We start from the raw sequence: 18,272 nt of genomic DNA, 5'->3' as shown, positions 1-18,272 counted from the left end.
GGATTTATAATTAAAATTGTCCTTGATACCAGCTGAAGTACCCCAGCAGATAGGAAATATAGGCAATCACGATTAATGAAGCAAGCGTAGTGATGAAAAAGATCCAGTCTATCCCTTTCACGGTAAAGACTCGATAAAAACTTCGCTCTCTACTGCCAGTAAACCCTTTAGATTCCATCGCCACAGCTGTTCTCTCAGCTTTACGGATCGCACCAGCTAACAATGGAATAACAAACCGCTTATACTGTTTAAACGATTCCTTCATCGTTTTTCCCCGTTTCACACCCCTCACTTGATGGGCTTCTTGAATATGCTGAAACTCCTCTTTCATTAAAGGTAAAAAGCGATACCCTGCTAAGACTCCATAAGCTAGTTTTGGAGATAACTTACATTGCTGCATCAGACTTAAAATAAAACCAACCATATCCGTTGTAAAAATAAACATTAACGATAAGGTCGCAAATGCGAACATTCTTAAAGCGAGAGAAAGAGCAACAATGACATCTTCCTTCGGCACTTCCCACAAAAGCAAATGGACAATCTGATTAGGATGCTCCGGTGCATCCGCAAAGACAATTGTGGTCCACAGCATCCCAAACGAAATAATCGTAAATGGGATTAAAAACATGAGATAATACTTCACCTTTACTCTTCCGAAAAGAAAGGTGCAAGCCACTGTCAAAATGCTAAATAACAATGGGGTGATCGGGTCAAAAATCAGAGCAAGTCCGATAACTGCTGCAATAACGGTTAAAGCCTTTATACTTGGATTGAGTCTATGAAGAAGCATATAACCCCTCCCTTTTCATCAAATGCTTGAGTTTCACACGAACAGGATAGTCAAGCTGCCAATCCGCTAAATTACTATTTTCCCAGAGCTTATGCGGGTGTTCATCTGCAACAATCTGCCCATCGTTAACAACAAGAACTCTGTCAGCGAAACGATCAACAAGTTCCATATCGTGGGTGATCATCACAATCGTTGAGCCTTTACTGCATCTCATATTTAACAAATCCATAAGCTGTTTGGTGGATTTGGCATCCTGACCAAACGTAGGTTCATCTAAAATGAGCAGCTCTTGATGATCGACAATCATTGTTGCCACACTCAACCTCTGCTTTTGGCCCTGGCTTAATGTGTATGGATGTCGATGGGCTAACCCGTCAAGCTGGCATGTGCTAAGAATCCCCCTTACCCGTTTATCCATTTCCGCTCCCCCCATTTGTTGAATCCTGAGACTAAAGGCAACTTCATCATAAACGGTGTCAGTAATTAATTGATGCTCAGGATTTTGGAAGACGTAGCCCAGATGCTGCCGTAAATCGATTTCTTTCCAAGAGTATAACGATTTCCCTGAAAAGGACACTTTGCCCATGCCCGGCTTTTGAATGCCTGACATTATTCTAGACAGAGAGGTTTTGCCGCTTCCGTTTGCCCCCGCTATAGCTATGAATTCTCCCCCTCTGATCTCAAGGGACACATCGTTAATGATCTTTCGGTCACTCTTCGTCCAGGATATAGCTGATAGTTCAAGAATGGGTAGAGAGGAACGATCATCCCTGGTAGCGGAGGAGCCCCCCACTTCTTCTCGCGTCCCTCTCCATTCGTTGAGAAAATCATCTACAGTTAGCGGCAAATGATCAAATTGGTCCCATCCTTTTTCGATAACATATTCAGTGATGGCTGGCATCCAAATCCCTTGCTCCTGCAATGTATGTCTATGGATGGAGATCCCTTGTCTGATCGGCCCGTCATAAAAAATGCTTCCACTTCGATTCATCATCAGACCCCGTTCGATAAAAGAAACCCAGCCATCCAGTTGATGTTCGATAACGATCAGCGCAAACCCCTTATCCTTTTGGAGCTTTTCGATCGTTTCAATAAAATCACGGGTAGCTTTCGGATCAAGATTAGCGGTTGGTTCATCAAGAATTAACAGCTCGGGCTCCATGGCAAGCACACAGGCCAAAGCAAGTTTTTGCTTCTGCCCACCAGATAACGTGCTTATCGCCCTCAGCTTTACACCTTCTAAACCAACTAGAAGCAAAGCTTGATCAATCAGACCAGATATTTTTTCAACAGGTGTACCCATATTTTCTAGGCCGAACGCCACTTCATCCTCGACCGTTATCATACAAAATTGACTGTCTGGATCTTGAAAAACAACACCGGCATGCTGACTCATTTCCCCTGGGGAATAGTTTTTTACAGGATGTCCTCTAAACTGAATATCACCTGTCATTGTCCCGTCCAACTCACGAGGATGAATGCCACTCAGCCCATATGTCAACGTACTTTTCCCACATCCGCTCGGCCCTAACAAAAGAAGTCTTTCCCCTTTATCCATTGAGAAACTCACATTTGACAAGACATCGTTCTCTTCGTCCTCAAATCGAATATGCAGTTGATTCACTTCTATTAATTTCATGCGGCCTTCTTCCTTCGTTGTTCTTTTCCTAATGCAAAGCCTGTCAGCACGCCCGTTTTTGCCAGTGCGTCACTTATAGTCTTCCCTAACAAGCCAGAGATGAGGGCACCACTAATTATGCGGACAACGAGCATACTGATCACGTAACCAGTCCCAAAGGCGGCGTACCCTGAGCGAAAGTATCCCCAGACGAAACTGAATAGAGCCGCTCCCGCACCAGCTAACATTAATACAGGCAGGTTATACGTTTTATACTTTGTTATCGAAAAAGCTGCTTCTGCTCCTAGACCCTGGATGATACCTGTTAAAATTAAGATCGGTCCCATGGCATTTCCAAGCAGCATTTCAACTGTTGCCGCAATGGTTTCCGATAAAAAGGCCGCTCCCTTTTTTCGTATAATATAGGCAGCTATGATAGAGACGATAAACCAAATTCCGAAGATTAGGTCATAGCCAATTGGCCCAAATAGACCGGCTAGCAGCTTTCCAACTGGTAGAAAAGCTAAATAAACAACTGCAAATACAACGGAAAGCACTGACATGACAACAATTTCTTTTAACTTCCAATTTTTAAGGCTCAATCTACTCTCCTCCTTTTGTTGACGGACTGTTTGCAGACATTGTAACCGTCATAACCGTATGTGCGGACCCTTGCTTCTCTGTTTGCTCAAACACCTGCTCAAGGCCGTTAAAAACCTTATTTCCATCCCCATCTAAACGTGTAGAGTAATGGGCTTCGTTCACCTCGACTCCTTGCTTCTTCATCTCTTCAATTTGACTATAAATTACATCCATGTAGTCCCCGCCACCCATTGGGTAAAGTGAAAACTTAGCTGCAACATCCTGACCGATCCGCTTACTTTGCGATCCGTTCAACGGGACGCCATCCTCTGCCATATAGACATCCCCTGCTGAATCTCCGGGACAGCCAATTGAATAGGTTGATTGGAAAACAACATGTTCTCCCATTTTTGCCGCCTGTAAAAACATTGCTCTGGTTACATCAAACACATGTGTCATTTGTCCTCTAACCGTTGTTGTCACGTCGTCTGTCTTTATCCATACCTTAGAAGTGTCGACCTCGTTAAGTGATGACTTAATAATCTCGACAAAAAGATCGGTCATCGGATAAATTGAAAATGAACTTCCTGTAATACGATTTGTTGATCCACAACCTTGACTCATGATTTCTTCCTCCTTTTATTAAATACAAAAAAACTGCATCCCCGAGGGAATGCAGTTACGAACGTAAGTATATGTGTATACCATTGCTATTCTACGATCGACTCCACTTCCCCACGCTAGTATTATCTAGTTCGGGTTATAAGGGTCGGAATCCATTTCCTCTCAGCCGCGTCCGCAGCTCCCCTAGTGTTCGTTAACTATATGCAGTTTTGTACAATTTCATCGTAATGGAAGGTTTCTGTTTTGTAAAGCTTATTCTTTTTCCTTAACGAGTTCGTCCATTTCCTGCACAATACTCTCAAGCTCATCTAGTCCTTGTTTTGGACTGGATAAAAATACACTTTCCAGTCGCTCAATAATATTTTCCGGCTTAATATTCATTAGGTTTAACGTTTGCCGCTGCCATTTGAATGCCGGATGATTGACATACATGCAGTTGAGTCCAAATAATACCCCCATCATGTTATGCTGGACAGAAGTCATAACGGTGTAGAGCATCAGCCAGTCTTCCCGCTCAATTAAAGCTTGACGGTTTTTCCATCTGTTTCCAAGAACAGAGTGAGCATCAATCATCGCATGACCCAATTGATCAGGATACACTTGAACTTTGGCCTTCAACCCATCCATTAGCTCTGTACCTGACACAGTTTCTCCATAATGAATCGAAGCGATCAGGCATTGACTATCTAGATCGATATCAAACTCTTTCGTTACACGTTGGACGACCTTCCGAATGGTCTCCGTTAAAAAACCGCTTATTTCAAATTTAACATCATTCACTTGAAATGTTTCTGACCATTCTTCATCTTCATAAGCGTAGAAATCCATCAGTTGCCCATCCACCTGTTCAATAACAGAAAGACGATCTTGATCTGTCGGCCCCTCGGACCACAACACATTTAGTTCTACATCGGAATAATAATCCTCCCAGCCTCTCGCAACAGATCCTGCGATATAAACAGCTTCTACTTTAGAATTTTGTTCATATACGTTTGCCACTTTTGTTGCTAATGTTTTTAAATCCATAGTCTATCAACCACCGCCTGTTCTTTAAACTGACTTTTGATAAATGGAATAAGAGACAACACGATTGATTAGTCAGAAAGCCCTTTCATACATGTGAACTAACTACTCCCTAATAACTGTTGATCCTACACATGCCAATCTGTTTCACCTTTCAATATCTTTTCCATAAGTAAAAAAATGATTTCCTTAACTTTACCAAAAATCAGAGAATGAAGCGATAAATTGTTTGATAATTTTGCAAATAAGACTTATTACCATTTCAGGGGGTTTTTTACTAAGACCTACTAAACACTTTACTCCGATCGATCTCCACACAACCATTGTGGGCAAACACCTTTAACATCGGGGTGTTTTGATAGCTGGTAGAACCGATATAATAGGTCGCTTCAAACTCTTGACGCAATATAGTTAATGCTTGGCGGTGCAATGTCTTACTCTTCCCTTTTCCACGTGCTTCAGGGATAAGCCCAAAGTAAAATAATCTACCCTCTGCTATCGTACCAGGTTCAATATGGGGCATGACTACACCAATGGGCTGTTCTCCTTCATATGCAATTAGACATGTACGCCTAAAATTAGGGCCAAGCTCTTTTTCTACACTTTTTAGTCGGTCATCCATCGTCAAATTTGACTGCGCATTCAACGAGCCTGTTATAGCTTGAGACCATATATCTTTGAATGTGTCCTCCATCCCCGGTTTCATGGTAACAAATCTATAAGCCCCTGTTTCCGCCAGGCTCAGATTTGATAGATCCCTTTTCACAGTAACAGTCACATCATGCAGCATAAATCCGGCATCGATTAGTTCTCTATCTATTTTATCAATATGATGGGGTGATTGAACTAGAATGGAAAGGGTTCCTGCTTTTTTCAAACGTTCATCTTTACCTAAATACTCTATCAGTTGAAGAAACTCCTCTTGTGATAAATGCTTCGTTTCTTCAACTGTAGTAAAGTTCTCCCCCTCCACAAATTTCACTTTTTCATAAAGCTTGGCCTTATCAAAATCACATTCTTCCATAATTGCCCTCCTTGCCATGTACTCATTTTATATTCTAACGTCCAGCCGTTTCTTTTTCATCTGGATCCATAGATGCGATACAATAGGAAATGTAAATAATGGAAGGAGTGAGGAGTTTGAATCGAGAAATTCAATTAATTAAAAGGCCAAAAACTGTCCCGACTCATGAGCATCTAAGTATCATTGAGGCTGAATCGCTGCAGCCTCAAGAAGGCGAATTGTTAGTCGAGTTGTTATATGTATCGGTTGATCCTTATATGAGGGGACGCATGAATGATGCGAAGTCATACGTCGCCCCTTTTCAATTAAACGAAGCTATCTCGGGAGGAGTTGTTGCTCAAGTAATAGAGTCTAAAGCAGAGCAATTCACTACAGGGGATATTGTGACAGGCTCTCTTCCATGGAGGGAAAAAGCGATTACATCTGCTGATTCAGTTAGAAAAGTGGATCCAACCCTTGGCTCGATCACCACATCATTAGGAATTCTTGGGATGCCAGGACTTACTGCCTATTTTGGCCTTATTGATATCGGGAAGCCAAAAGAAGGAGAAACTCTCGTCGTTTCTGGAGCTGCCGGTGCTGTGGGTTCAACGGTGGTACAACTTGGGAAACTATTCGGCTGCCGAGTTGTAGGCATCGCCGGTAGTGATGAAAAGACAAATTATATTACAAATGAGTTAGGAGCGGACGCGGCAATCAATTATAAAACCGAGAATGTCGCGAAGGCTCTTCAATCTGCCTGCCCTAGTGGTGTAGACATTTATTTTGACAATGTAGGGGGAGAAATTGCCGACAGTGTTTACCCTTTGTTAAATAAATTTGCGCGTATTACACAATGTGGCGCTATTGCTTCGTACAATGTACCAAATGATCAGGGTCCACGGATACAAATGCATTTAATAAAATCAAGCGCTACAATCAAGGGATTCGTTGTTGGAGACTATCAAGAGCGTTTTAAGGAAGGATTTGAACACCTTTCCGCTTGGCTTAAAGATGGCAAACTCACTTATGAAGAAACGATTCACGAGGGATTTGAAAACATTCCTGATGCTTTCTTTGGTCTATTTAAAGGAAACAATACAGGCAAACAATTAGTCAAAATAGCTGATCCGCAATAATTGGGGTCGAAAAGTGTTATAAAACAGCTGTATTTTGGTTTGAGTTATTTTTCCCAAACTCAGCCGGATTCTGTCCAAATATAGAATGATTCTTCCAAACTCACAATGATTCTAATTTGTCATCATTCTGCCCAAAACTAAAAAGATTCTACCCTATTGATAAATAGCATAATTTCAACCTAACGTATAAAACAAACGCAATGTACTTGCGTTTGTTTTATACCCCACTGTTCGAGAATATCTCTTCCCCAACTTTGAAAGGTGGTTCAACCTACCCCAATCTCATTTAAAGCCTGATGCAGATTGGCCCGTGTTTTAACTTTGCTAAATTTCATTCCCATTTCAACAACAGAACGGGCGATTTCAGGGCGAATCCCTGTTAAGATCGTCTCCACCCCAACGAGTTGCAAGGAATGGGTGACTTGAAAAATATAGTGAGCCACAGACGTGTCAATGGCTGGGACACCCGAAATATCAATTAACAGGTATTGCAGTTGAAATTTCGTACTTTTCTCAAGAGAAGTTTCCATAATCAACTGGGCTCGCTCTGTATCTATCCCCCCAACGATCGGCAATACCGCTACTCCATTTGTGATGGGAACCACAGGCACAGATAATTCCATCAGCTTTTCCTGAGCTTTTTGCCATTCTTCACTATGATGCTTATTATAGATTTGGCTAAGCTGATGCATAACCTTATCTAGTAATGGATCGATTAGCTTACTTACGTGTAAAATTGTTTTCGCAGCAAAGCGGTCCTCCGCTAATTCTTTTTCAAACATGTTCCAAATCACCGTCCTGCAATAACCGAGTGTAGGGATAATCTCATTTAAAGGCACGTCATATTTGGATGCTACGTCGCCGGTTTGAATCGCCCATTCTTCTATTTGTGATTCTATCGTTTCATAGTCTCCATATAAAGCTTCACCTAAGTATTGAAATAATGTCGCCCTCCAGCCGTCTATTTGTTCACGGCTCACATTTGCAAGGACAAGATTGCGTTCAAATCCTTTTCCTTCTTTGGCTTGAATTCTATTAGCGAGTTCATGACGCTGCTCGACAATTTCTTTACCTATATAAGCTAACTCTTCTTCCATAGTATATGAATCTCCTTTTATTCTTTATATATCTATGATAATGAAAGCATTGAGCATTTGTAAAACGATTCGAAGACTTGCGGAAAGTATCTATGCAATGAGACGTGTCGCTAGTAGTCAAACTCCACTCAGAGTTTAATCGAACTTCCTCTGGTAAGCTAAGGCATCTTATTTATACCGAGGTTGATCGTATTGGCCAAACCATTGATAACGATGACCCGAGAACCATCTGTATAGAGGTGATCCAATCCGCTCCATTCCAGGTAAGTATAGCAGCAATCCAATAAAGGCAAACGGCGGTAAAAGGATTAATAGTCGACGAATCGTTTGGAATCCTGCCTTCAATTCCCCTTCTTTTGTGAGCATATGAATTTCATCACGCGTATTCCGGCCTTCTAAATATGGATATTTTCCGTACGTTTTTTCAACCTCTTGGATCGATACCCACTTCATTTGTTTACGCCAATCGAATTTGTGCACTACACGCTTCACATTAAAACAAAAAGGGCACTTTGCATCGTAAAACACAATATGTTTCATCCATATCCCCTCCTTCTAATTATTCGTGCATCTGTACCTTGATCCATCCTCGCAGTCCATTGACCATCCAAATTTCTTCAAAAGAGGCGAGATCACTTTTATACATGACACGTTCTTTTACTTTTCCCTGTTCCACTAACTTTCCTCTTAGGGTTCCACCAAGCAAGCCGCTTGAAATAGGCGGGGTCAGATACTCACCATTCGCTTTTACTACTAGATTGGCTATTGTAAATTCTGTAAGTTCTCCCCTATCATTCCATAATAAGACCGCAAAGCTTTCTCCTCCCGCCTTGTGCTGGTGTTTTTGATACACGCGGCGATGTGTCGTCTTATGAAAAAGAAAAGGGTCCTCACAATCGATTGGTGAATGAGCTAATGTACAATGGGCTTCTTTAGATGGTGGAGTCAATGCTGTTGTTTCAATTTCAACCTCTCCCAGTTGGTCATTGAGCAGCCGAACCCGATGTAACCCTTTGGGATAATTTAGTGCATTTTGTTCCAACCTCTCCACTACAGCCTTTTTATCAAATGAATAATTAAAATAATGTGCCGATTGGCTGATTCGCTCGATATGACGCTTCAATAATGGATAATACCCATCTTTAAGCTGCATCGTTTCAAGAAGCTTAAAGGAGGGTATTGCTTCTGTTAACAACTTTGCTTTCGTTTGAAGCTCATCGTATTCACCGTTTGTCGTCGAGTCCCATGTTACACCGCCGCCCGTTCCGTATATAGCCTGTCCTTTGTTAAGCAAAACAGTTCGAATGGGGACATTAAACACAGCCTCTTGATATGGTGTCATGTAACCTATAGCCCCACAATATACATCCCTTGGCGTTTTTTCAAGGCTAGCGATATACTCCATCGTTCGCACTTTGGGAGCACCTGTAATTGACCCACACGGAAACAAAGAACGAAAGATTTCGTACATCGATGTGCCTTCGGGTAATTGTGCTTCTACTGTTGAAGTCATTTGATGAACGGTTGGATAAGTTTCGATATCAAATAGCCTCGGCACCCTAACCGTTCCTGGCAATGCCAGCCTCCCGACATCATTTCTTAGCAAATCAACAATCATTAAGTTTTCGGCTTGATCTTTTTCCGATAAACTCAGTGCTGCTTTATAATTCTCATCCTCGGCTAATGTACGTCCTCTCTTTGCAGTTCCTTTCATAGGCCTTGTCACAAGACTTGAACCATTTTTACGAAAGAAAAGCTCAGGAGAAGCCGATAAGACATATTGTTCATTTCCTAATGACATATATGCACTGTAAGATGATTGTTGGTTGGAGGCTAATTGTCTGTAAAAGGAAAAGGCATCACCATTAAAAGCAGCTTGCAGTCTTGTAGTGTAATTCACTTGGTAAGTATCCCCACGCTCAATAGCAGCCTTAATTTGCCCCATCCCTTCTTGATACTCCCCGTAAGTGGTACCAAGTTCCCAAGAGGAGAGCGAATACGCTTGTGACGAAGAGATGGCACCTTCAGGCTGAGGTTCAGTAAACACTCCAAACCAAACGAGTGGCCACTTCCCCTTTTGTTTCACTTTCAAAGCAGAGTCAAAAGCTGGTGATGCTTCATAGGAAACAAATCCCGCAACGTAAAACCCCTTTTCTAAAGCTTCCTCTGCTTCAATAGAAGCACTGCGAACCTCCTCCAAACTGTCTGCCTTAATTATCAAATGAGGTTCAGTAAACCACATTGGTTGTTTCTTACCATTCTGATCCGCAAATTCAAAAAACAAATGTGGCTGTGTCATAGCATCACTCCTTCCCCCTTTTTTTCACGAAAGACTAAGGCTTGTTTATAAGCGTTCTCAAGCATTTGAAAACCATACTCTGTCAAAATAGACTCTGGATGAAATTGTATCCCCTCAACTGGATAGATGTGGTGACGGACCCCCATCACGGCAGAATCCTCAGACATGGAACTAATTTCAAGCGATAATGGCAGTTCTTCAGCTGGCGTATGAAGAGAATGATATCTTGTCACTTTCAAAGAACACGGAAGTTTATGAAAAACAGATTTCCCGTCATGTGTGATCATTGTCACTTTACCGTGCATCGGCCGTAATCCTTTTTCTATTTTCCCTCCAAAAAACTCAACGATCATTTGATGACCAAGGCAAATACCCAGAATCGGTGTGGTGCGCGAAAAATGGCTTAGCACTTCATAGCAAACCCCTGTACCATCAGGCTGGCCTGGGCCAGGTGAAATGACAATCAAGTCTGCATCTAACTGTTCTATTTCATCTATCGTCACTTGATCATTTCGAAACACACTCACATCATCATCCAATTGCTTAAAGTATTGGAACAGGTTATAAGTAAATGAATCATAGTTATCTATCATTACAATCATTACAAAGAACTCCTTCAATTCTATCTAAATCATTCTCTTCCCAATTATATCTGTTCACGATCCTAAATTCACGAAACACACGAATTTTACCGAATCTTGTCTTACTGATATTTTTGACCTATATCTTTTGTTTCTACGAAAAGCCATTACGTGAAAGGTTCGGCGCAATATTTTGATAAGTCAGTTAATTTTATTGTAAATAAAGAAAAGTTCATAGTATAATATTTATGAGTTGCAAACGTATACATATAGTACTTGTCACAAACATTAGGAGGGATTTTATGAGTGGTATTTGGATTGCAATAGTCGGAATTATTGTCTTTGCATTAGGTTATAAGTACTATTCAAAGTTTATAGCGGAAAAAATTTACCGCTTAGATCCAAACTACGTAACCCCAGCTCATAAGTACAAAGATGGGGTCGATTTTGTACCCACAAATAAATTTGTACTTTGGGGGCACCATTTTACATCGGTTGCTGGAGCGGCACCTATTGTCGGGCCAGCTATAGCTGTTTATTGGGGCTGGCTGCCTGCTGTTTTATGGGTCTTGCTTGGGACCATATTCGCTGCTGGTGTTCATGATTTTGGAACACTAGTCTTGTCTGTTAGAAATAAAGGTCAATCGATGGGCACATTAGCCAGCAAGTTGATCGGCGAGCGGGCGAAGAAATTGTTTTTATTCATTATTTTATTACTAGTTGTTATGGTTAACGCCGTATTTGCCTGGGTCATTGCAAACTTATTTATTTCGTTTCCAGCAAGTGTTTTATCCGTATTTATTCAAATTCCACTAGCGATTTGGATCGGGTACAGTGTGTATAAGAAAAAAGGCAATATGCTGCTGCCGTCGGTTATTGCCCTTGCCGTGATGTATTTGGCGGCGATTGTAGCAAGCTATGTGCCCATTTTGCAAATTGATCTAGTAAGCTACTTCGGTGGTGAAGGGGCTACAAGTCTCTTCGGCGCAAGTGCTACTTCAATGGCATTCCTCGTGTGGATCATTGTTTTGATGGTATATGTGTACATCGCTTCTACCTTACCTGTCTGGAAGCTGTTACAGCCGCGTGATTACATCAACTCACACCAGCTGCTGGTCGGTTTAGGGTTGCTTTATTTGGGTCTGTTGTTTTCAAATCCAGAAGTAACAGCTCCTGTAAGTAATGGGCAGGCGGATACTTCCTGGTTTCCACTCTTATTCATAACCATTGCTTGTGGAGCGATTTCCGGGTTTCACGGATTAGTTTCATCCGGAACGACTTCCAAGCAATTGAACAACGAGTCAGAAGCCCGTTTTGTAGGATATTTAGGAGCTGTTGGTGAAGGGGCTTTAGCTTTAATCGCTATCATTGCCGTCATCACCTTTTTCCCTACTGCAGGCGAATTTTCTGCAACGTACAGCAGCTTTACAGCGGCAAGCGGCGCTGGGCTTACTGTATTCATCCAAGGCGCCGCACAATTAGCCACAGGGCTTGGCATACCAGCAAGCGTTGCCTCAACGATTGTTTCGGTTATCATCGTAAGCTTTGCTGCTACAACCCTTGATTCATCTGTTCGTCTTATGCGTTATATCATTTCAGAATTGGGTGTTGAATATAACGTTCAACCATTAACAAAGACACATGTAGCTACAACAGTCGCTGTTGTCTCAAGTGCTGCCTTGACCTTAATCCCACAGGGGCCTAAAGGATTTGGTTCCGGAGGCTACTTACTCTGGCCGCTTTTCGGTACATCGAACCAGCTTCTAGCAGGAATCAGTTTACTGTTAATATCTATTTGGCTCAAACGACTGGGAAGAAACTATTGGCCAACGCTGATCCCTATGCTGTTCCTCATGTTTATGACACTATGGGCAATGATTGACCAGGTAATCACGGAATGGGCCCCATGGGCAGCTGGAAGTGATTGGCTCCTATTCAGCTTTGGAGCGATTATCCTTATCTTTACTATTTGGATCTTACTTACAGCCGCCTCAGTCCTTCTTAATGGAAAAGATGACAATATAGAAAAAAGTGCTTAAGTATAATTAGGGTCGCACTGATCTAGTGCGGCTTTTATCCTTATAAAGGAGGAGCTCGAATGGTTGAAATTATGATTATCCGTGCGGAAAAAGAGATCGGAATGGGATGCTGTGGAGGAATATGCGGGGATGGTTTCATAGAAATGAAAGACGAATTTAAGCATCATGATCCTGACCGGCAGCTTATGGGTGAATTCTACAGGAGATTGGAAGCAACATATGGCGATCAAATTTTGATAAATTTTCTAGACCCTAGAAACATCTTCGCGATAGGTATGTACTTTATGAAGCAAGTAAAAGATCGTCATATACCTCTCTTTAAAGCCATTAAACATTTCTCCCTCCATATCAAATATAATGCTGTTTTCATCAATGGCAAATATACGGAAGACTTAGAAAACTGTGATACATTAATTGAAGATATGTTATATGCATAAGGGTGTGGTGTTCTATGACAAATAAAAAGTTCTCACTTAAACGACTATTTGAATTCTATGATGAAGTGTTAAGCCTCCCCCACAAGAATGAAATTGCAAGAGAACTTCGTGATGAAGATGACTTATTCCTGCTGCTCGTTTATTCTGACATGCTCGGCATCCCAAACCCCGCTTTTTATTATACACTCGAACTGTATCCATACATTATTGAGAAATTCCACGACTGGCATCTGCGGATGGGCATGGAGAAATCTCCACTTGATGGCATTCGCTGCTGTTAAGCACAAAAGCGCTTGCGCTGAATGTGGCCACTTCATGTAATTTTACCACAGTAAAATATTTTTACAGCTGCCTAAACGAAAAGAATAGCACCGAACCAGGGTGCTAGGCCAGACACCAATTGGTTCACAAAGAGGGGGGACATGACAATGAATAATTTGCACCGAAACAAAATCCTATTCGTGGGTGGTAAGGGGGGTGTAGGAAAATCTACATCTTCAGCTGCGATTGCCGTTGCCTTCGCTCGCGCAGGCAACCAGACATTAATTGTCTCAACAGATCCCGCCCATAACCTTGGGGATATTTTTCATAAAAAGGTTCAGCATGAAAAAACCAAACTTGAAGAAAATTTATGGGGAATCGAGGTTAATCCTAACAGGGAGTCTAAAAAGTACATTGAAGGTGTAAAAGACAACTTACAGGGATTAGTAAAGTCGAAAATGGTTGAGGAAGTTCACCGCCAAATCGATATGGCCAGTGCTTCTCCCGGGGCTGATGAAGCGGCCCTTTTCGATCGGTTAATTTCCATCATCCTTGAAGAAGCTGACCACTTTGATAAAATCATTTTTGACACCGCCCCAACAGGCCACACGATACGGTTATTGACACTGCCGGAGTTGATGAGTGTATGGATAGACGGAATGCTTGAACGTAGGAAAAAAATCAACGACAATTATACTGAGCTTCTTAATGACGGAGAACCTGTCGACGATCCCATTTACGAGATTTTGCAAAAGCGAAGAGAAAAATTTGCTGCTGTACGGGAAATCATTCTGGATGACAAACAGACCGGTTTTATTTTTGTTTTAATACCTGAACGGTTACCCATTTTAGAAACGCAACAAGCTATCAAGCAGTTGGATAAACACCACCTTCACATTAAAACATTGATCGTCAACAAAGTGCTGCCTGACCATGCAGATGGAGCATTTTTACAGAAACGCAGAAAACAGGAGCAGGACTATCTACACCAAATTGATCAAACTTTCCCGCATCAACAAACGATTAAAGTACCATTGTTCGAGGAAGATGTGGCAGATATGGACAAGCTATCAATCTTCGCTACCCATTTGAAGCAACTGACGAAGGAGGAGACACACAAATGAAAGCAATTACACATGCAGAACTAGAAGGATTAAAGGGACTATCTTACCAGGATATAGACGAGCCGACCGTGGAAAATGGTATGGTTAAAGTTAAGTTGAAAACGGCCGGGATGAACCGCCGGGATATTGCTGTAACGTCAAGACATAAAACAAATCAGCCCCCTTTAATCCTCGGTTCAGATGGGGCTGGAGTCGTTGAAGAAGTTGGCCAGAACGTTCAAGGCTTAACTAAAGGCGATGAAGTCATTATCAATCCTGGACTGGGATGGAAGCATAATAGCGATGCTCCCCCTGAGGGCTTTGATATTTTAGGATTGCCTGATCATGGTACATTCGGAGAATACATCTCCGTCCCTGCTGATAATATCGCACCTAAGCCTGAGCACTTATCATGGGAGGAAGCGGGCATCCTCCCTCTTGCCGCCTTAACAGCTTACCGCGTATTATTTACTCGAGGAAAAGTGACCCAGGGTGATACCATCATGCTGCCAGGGATCGGTAGTGGTGTTCTCACTTTTGCACTAAAATTTGCGAAAGCTGTCGGCGCCAGGGTCATTGTTACGTCGAGAAATGACGAGAAGCTAGCAAAGGCTAAAGAGCTCGGGGCAGATGTAGCGATACCTACCCAATCTGACTGGAAGGAAGAATTGAAGAATGAAAAAGTAGATCTGCTTATCGAGAGCGTTGGACGTGCGACGTTCGATAAGTCCTTATCTATTATTCGCAGAGGCGGAACGATCGTCACGTTCGGTGCAACGACAGAAGATGAAGTCACCATTGATATCCGCAAGTTTTTCTATGGGCAATATAACTTGCTAGGTTCTACAATGGGAAGCGGCGAGGAATTTGCTGACATGCTTTCTTTCATTGAAAAAAATAAAATCAAGCCTGAACTCGATCGCATGTTTAACTTATCACAGTATAAAGAGGCCTTTGAATATCTTCGCGATACGAAAAACTTCGGAAAAATCGGTTTTACGATTGAATGATTGAATCGTCCCCATGGTTAACGCCATGGGGATTCTTATAGGCAAATATCTGTGATGAAAATTCTATTTTTATCGATCTTCCCCATTGCTAACAATGGCATAAAATTATAATATAAATAGTATTAATACTGCAACGTGATAAAGATAAATGATTCGGTGATTTGTGAGGGGAGTGTAAGAATGAAGATCTTAATTGTCGATGATGATGATTCTCTACGTACAATGTTAAAAGATTTATGTGAAAAAGATGGGATTGAAGCAGAGATCGCTATAGATGGACAAAGCGGCTTTAACTTATTCAGAAAACATGATTATGATATTTTAATCGTAGACTATCACATGCCTATCATGAATGGACTTGAGTTAGTTCAGGGAATTCGTTTGGAAAATCAGCAAATTCCTATTCTTGTTTTAACAGAAGATGATCATCAAGATGTTGCCGATGCATTTAGGAAAGCAGGTGCCACAGACTTTGCCTTAAAACCTGTAAAGGAACTCGACATTATTTCCCGCATTCACTTACACATCCAAATCGCTAATATGAGAAAAAGACTCGAGTCCGAAGAAGACGTCTACAGTGCAAAAGGGATCAGCAAAGGGACACTCGACGCTGTAGCACATTTTTTAAAAGAACATCGGGGGGCAAATTCTGTTGATACTATTTCACAAGGTGTCGGGTTAGCCTATCCCACCGTCTATCGCTATTTAATGTATTTATTGGAAGAAGGACAGGTTAAGCAAGTCATCGGTCACCAAAAGATCGGCCGCCCGAAAAAACTTTATAAATGGTATACGAATTAACGGGAGCCTGTTTGACAGGGCTTCCGTTTTGCATATTCTTAAAGGGACTTAGGTACCAATTGGCAGAATGGTAATGTTATGATGATCGTAACGATTTCAAAATATGAATGGAGATTAGCTTATATGGATTTAATAGAGGTTGCTAAGTGCTTTGTTGAGGAATCGCAAGGAATGGGTGCGGACTATGCATTTGTCACCGGTTCAGTAGCACGGGGTGATGATGATCAATATAGTGATCTAGACTTAAGCATTTATTCAAGCGGAATCGATGCAGAGACTTCTAGTAACGAATCCTATCGAAATAAGATGCTACAAGTAGACCTTTATCCAATCTCTAAACGACCTTCTATCGACGAATTCCTTGAAGATCCATGGGGCCATCGTTATCTCGACGAATTATACATCATAAAGGATAACGATGACAGGCTTTATCACTTGCAGAATCAGGCAAAGGCTTTCCTCTATTCTCCAGAAGGAAAAAGAAAGCTAATTAAAATCGTTACAAATATAGTCAATGAACGGCAATCTTATGCGGATAAAATGCTAAAAGCAGGCTATCCCACGACAGCAACCCAAGCTTCTCTTGGAGCTTGGGCCGAGGCAGCCCTCCTGTATTCCTATTTGGAGCAGGGCACGTTATCCACTGGTGCAGTCATTCCTTTTATTCAAGAAAAACATACAGAACACCTTCAATCTTTTTTGACCCATTCACCATTTACATCCTTGCCGAATACAGAGGCCATTATCAATAACATCAGTAATTTCCGACACTATCTAAGAAATCGGAAAAAAACTCTCTCCTTTGACCTCTCTCCACACCAGGATTCTATTTTTGTTAACAAAGCAAAAAGGTACCAATCTCAAGACACCCATCTTGCCTGGATAGCCTATGGCGAAGCTTTGTGGTTGTTCTTTAAGGAGACTGACAACAGGTTAATAGAAGAGTTTCTTGATTCCTGTCCTCAAGATGTTCAAAATAGCTTACTAGATTTAGGCTTCCAGCAGTTGTCAAAAGCAAATATTCAACAGTTACATATGCTAACGGGGGAACTTATTCACTATTCTCATTGTGCAATTGACTAATGAAAGGAGGCATTTTCTAGGTGAAACGTGTTACTTTTTCTAACAGTAGGGATTTAACCTTAGTTGGCGATTTACATAGCAACAAAGGAACATCGGTTATTATTATGTGCCACGGTTTTCTCTCTAACCGCTCCTCGCGCGGTCGCTTTGGCTTGTTTGCCTCTGCCTTTCACCAACTCGGCCTTAGTGTATTACGGTTTGACTTTGGTGGTTGTGGCGAGAGCGAAGACAGTCCGCTTACATTAGCCAATGAGGTCGATGACTTAACTCCGGCTATGCATTATGCGATTGAGTCAGGTTATGAGGACATTATTCTGTATGGGCACAGTTTAGGAGCACGGGTGTGCCTGGAAGCATTTAACCATCGATATGTGAGAACAATGATTTTAACGGGGGCCGGCACGGGACCTGTAAACTATCATTGGCCAGACATATTTAATCAAGAACAGCTAAAAGAGTTAGCAAGAACTGGTACTTTTACAGTAGAAGTGAATGGTCCTTACCGAAACAATATGCTCATCACCGAAGAAATGCTGAAGGATTTTGAACGATGTGATCAAGAGCAGCTGTTGTCGAACGTCACCTGCCCTACTCTCCTTATTCATGGAGATCAAGGGGAAGAAGGAACTCTAATGCCGATTACGAAGCAAGGTATGAAGTGGCTTCCTGAAAGCTCCAAATTGAAGGTCATTAACGGGGCCGAACATAGCTTTATTGACCATCTGGACGTGGTTCAACAAACTGCCTCAGACTGGCTTTTAACATTTGCAAATGGAGGATAA

The 18,272-nt window shown here is 41.8% G+C and carries 19 protein-coding genes and 1 riboswitch; of the genes, 9 read left to right on the top strand and 10 right to left on the bottom strand.

The genetic code is table 11. The features are described from left to right. Positions 1-10 precede the first annotated feature (10 nt). From MUO15_RS15795 to MUO15_RS15770, 6 genes are all read right to left on the bottom strand, one after another. Complete coding sequence (locus MUO15_RS15795; RefSeq protein ID WP_245030624.1) at positions 11-790, bottom strand: energy-coupling factor transporter transmembrane component T family protein; 780 nt, start codon at positions 788-790, stop codon at positions 11-13. Then, complete coding sequence (locus tag MUO15_RS15790; protein WP_245030623.1) at positions 777-2,429, bottom strand: ABC transporter ATP-binding protein; 1,653 nt, start codon at positions 2,427-2,429, stop codon at positions 777-779. The genes MUO15_RS15795 and MUO15_RS15790 overlap by 14 nt, the downstream gene beginning before the upstream one ends. After that, positions 2,426-3,010, bottom strand: a complete 585-nt coding sequence (locus MUO15_RS15785) for an ECF transporter S component (RefSeq protein ID WP_256464140.1) — start codon at positions 3,008-3,010, stop codon at positions 2,426-2,428. Before MUO15_RS15785 ends, MUO15_RS15790 begins: the two co-directional genes overlap by 4 nt. Before the next feature lies 1 nt (position 3,011). After that, positions 3,012-3,614, bottom strand: a complete 603-nt coding sequence (locus tag MUO15_RS15780) for a Ykof family thiamine-binding protein (protein WP_245030622.1) — start codon at positions 3,612-3,614, stop codon at positions 3,012-3,014. Positions 3,615-3,705: 91 nt separating this feature from the next. Beyond that, positions 3,706-3,809, bottom strand: a riboswitch (TPP riboswitch). A 57-nt stretch (positions 3,810-3,866) separates the two neighbouring features. Continuing rightward, positions 3,867-4,640, bottom strand: coding sequence for a DUF4037 domain-containing protein (locus MUO15_RS15775; RefSeq protein ID WP_245030621.1), 774 nt, complete (start codon positions 4,638-4,640; stop codon positions 3,867-3,869). A gap of 274 nt (positions 4,641-4,914) precedes the next feature. Beyond that, positions 4,915-5,661 (bottom strand): GNAT family N-acetyltransferase, encoded by a 747-nt coding sequence (locus MUO15_RS15770; RefSeq protein WP_245030620.1) that lies wholly within the window; start codon positions 5,659-5,661, stop codon positions 4,915-4,917. 98 nt (positions 5,662-5,759) lie between these two features. Between MUO15_RS15770 and MUO15_RS15765 the strand changes: the two genes are divergently transcribed. Continuing rightward, positions 5,760-6,779, top strand: a complete 1,020-nt coding sequence (locus tag MUO15_RS15765; RefSeq protein ID WP_245030619.1) for an NADP-dependent oxidoreductase — start codon at positions 5,760-5,762, stop codon at positions 6,777-6,779. A gap of 266 nt (positions 6,780-7,045) precedes the next feature. On the opposite strand, the gene MUO15_RS15760 is transcribed toward MUO15_RS15765, so the two are convergent. The 4 genes from MUO15_RS15760 to MUO15_RS15745 all read right to left on the bottom strand — a co-directional run bounded on the left by MUO15_RS15760 (position 7,046) and on the right by MUO15_RS15745 (position 10,777). Next, on the bottom strand, positions 7,046-7,876 hold the full coding sequence (locus MUO15_RS15760; RefSeq protein ID WP_245030618.1) for an STAS domain-containing protein: 831 nt from the start codon (positions 7,874-7,876) through the stop codon (positions 7,046-7,048). Between the two features lie 168 nt (positions 7,877-8,044). Continuing rightward, positions 8,045-8,416: a thiol-disulfide oxidoreductase DCC family protein gene (locus tag MUO15_RS15755; RefSeq protein ID WP_245030616.1), complete on the bottom strand. Its 372-nt coding sequence runs from the start codon at positions 8,414-8,416 to the stop codon at positions 8,045-8,047. 19 nt (positions 8,417-8,435) lie between these two features. Beyond that, positions 8,436-10,175, bottom strand: a complete 1,740-nt coding sequence (gene pabB, locus MUO15_RS15750; protein ID WP_245030614.1) for an aminodeoxychorismate synthase component I — start codon at positions 10,173-10,175, stop codon at positions 8,436-8,438. After that, on the bottom strand, positions 10,172-10,777 hold the full coding sequence (locus tag MUO15_RS15745; protein ID WP_245030612.1) for an anthranilate synthase component II: 606 nt from the start codon (positions 10,775-10,777) through the stop codon (positions 10,172-10,174). The genes pabB and MUO15_RS15745 overlap by 4 nt, the downstream gene beginning before the upstream one ends. Before the next feature lie 281 nt (positions 10,778-11,058). Here MUO15_RS15745 and MUO15_RS15740 point away from each other — a divergent pair, with 281 nt between their 5' ends. The 8 genes from MUO15_RS15740 to MUO15_RS15705 all read left to right on the top strand — a co-directional run bounded on the left by MUO15_RS15740 (position 11,059) and on the right by MUO15_RS15705 (position 18,272). Then, positions 11,059-12,795: a carbon starvation CstA family protein gene (locus MUO15_RS15740; protein WP_245030610.1), complete on the top strand. Its 1,737-nt coding sequence runs from the start codon at positions 11,059-11,061 to the stop codon at positions 12,793-12,795. 59 nt (positions 12,796-12,854) lie between these two features. Further along, positions 12,855-13,232, top strand: a complete 378-nt coding sequence (locus MUO15_RS15735; protein WP_245030608.1) for a hypothetical protein — start codon at positions 12,855-12,857, stop codon at positions 13,230-13,232. 14 nt (positions 13,233-13,246) lie between these two features. Beyond that, entirely contained in the window at positions 13,247-13,513 is a 267-nt protein-coding gene (locus tag MUO15_RS15730; RefSeq protein ID WP_245030606.1) for a cory-CC-star protein, read from the top strand. Between the two features lie 147 nt (positions 13,514-13,660). Continuing rightward, a complete protein-coding gene (locus MUO15_RS15725) occupies positions 13,661-14,617 on the top strand; it encodes an ArsA family ATPase (protein ID WP_245030604.1) in 957 nt (318 codons plus the stop codon). Continuing rightward, on the top strand, positions 14,614-15,606 hold the full coding sequence (locus MUO15_RS15720; RefSeq protein WP_245030603.1) for a zinc-binding dehydrogenase: 993 nt from the start codon (positions 14,614-14,616) through the stop codon (positions 15,604-15,606). The genes MUO15_RS15725 and MUO15_RS15720 overlap by 4 nt, the downstream gene beginning before the upstream one ends. A 180-nt stretch (positions 15,607-15,786) precedes the next feature. After that, the gene (locus MUO15_RS15715; RefSeq protein WP_245030602.1) at positions 15,787-16,407 is read left to right on the top strand and encodes a response regulator; all 621 of its coding nucleotides are present in this window, start codon (positions 15,787-15,789) and stop codon (positions 16,405-16,407) included. A 78-nt stretch (positions 16,408-16,485) separates the two neighbouring features. Next, positions 16,486-17,490: a hypothetical protein gene (locus MUO15_RS15710; protein ID WP_245030601.1), complete on the top strand. Its 1,005-nt coding sequence runs from the start codon at positions 16,486-16,488 to the stop codon at positions 17,488-17,490. A 20-nt stretch (positions 17,491-17,510) separates the two neighbouring features. After that, positions 17,511-18,272 (top strand): alpha/beta hydrolase, encoded by a 762-nt coding sequence (locus MUO15_RS15705; RefSeq protein WP_245030600.1) that lies wholly within the window; start codon positions 17,511-17,513, stop codon positions 18,270-18,272.

The organism is Halobacillus amylolyticus (assembly GCF_022921115.1).
GTDB classification, from domain to species: domain Bacteria; phylum Bacillota; class Bacilli; order Bacillales; family Halobacillaceae; genus Halobacillus_A; species Halobacillus_A amylolyticus.
Note: the sequence above shows the minus strand (reverse complement) of the source record. Positions and strands in the feature narration are given on the sequence as shown.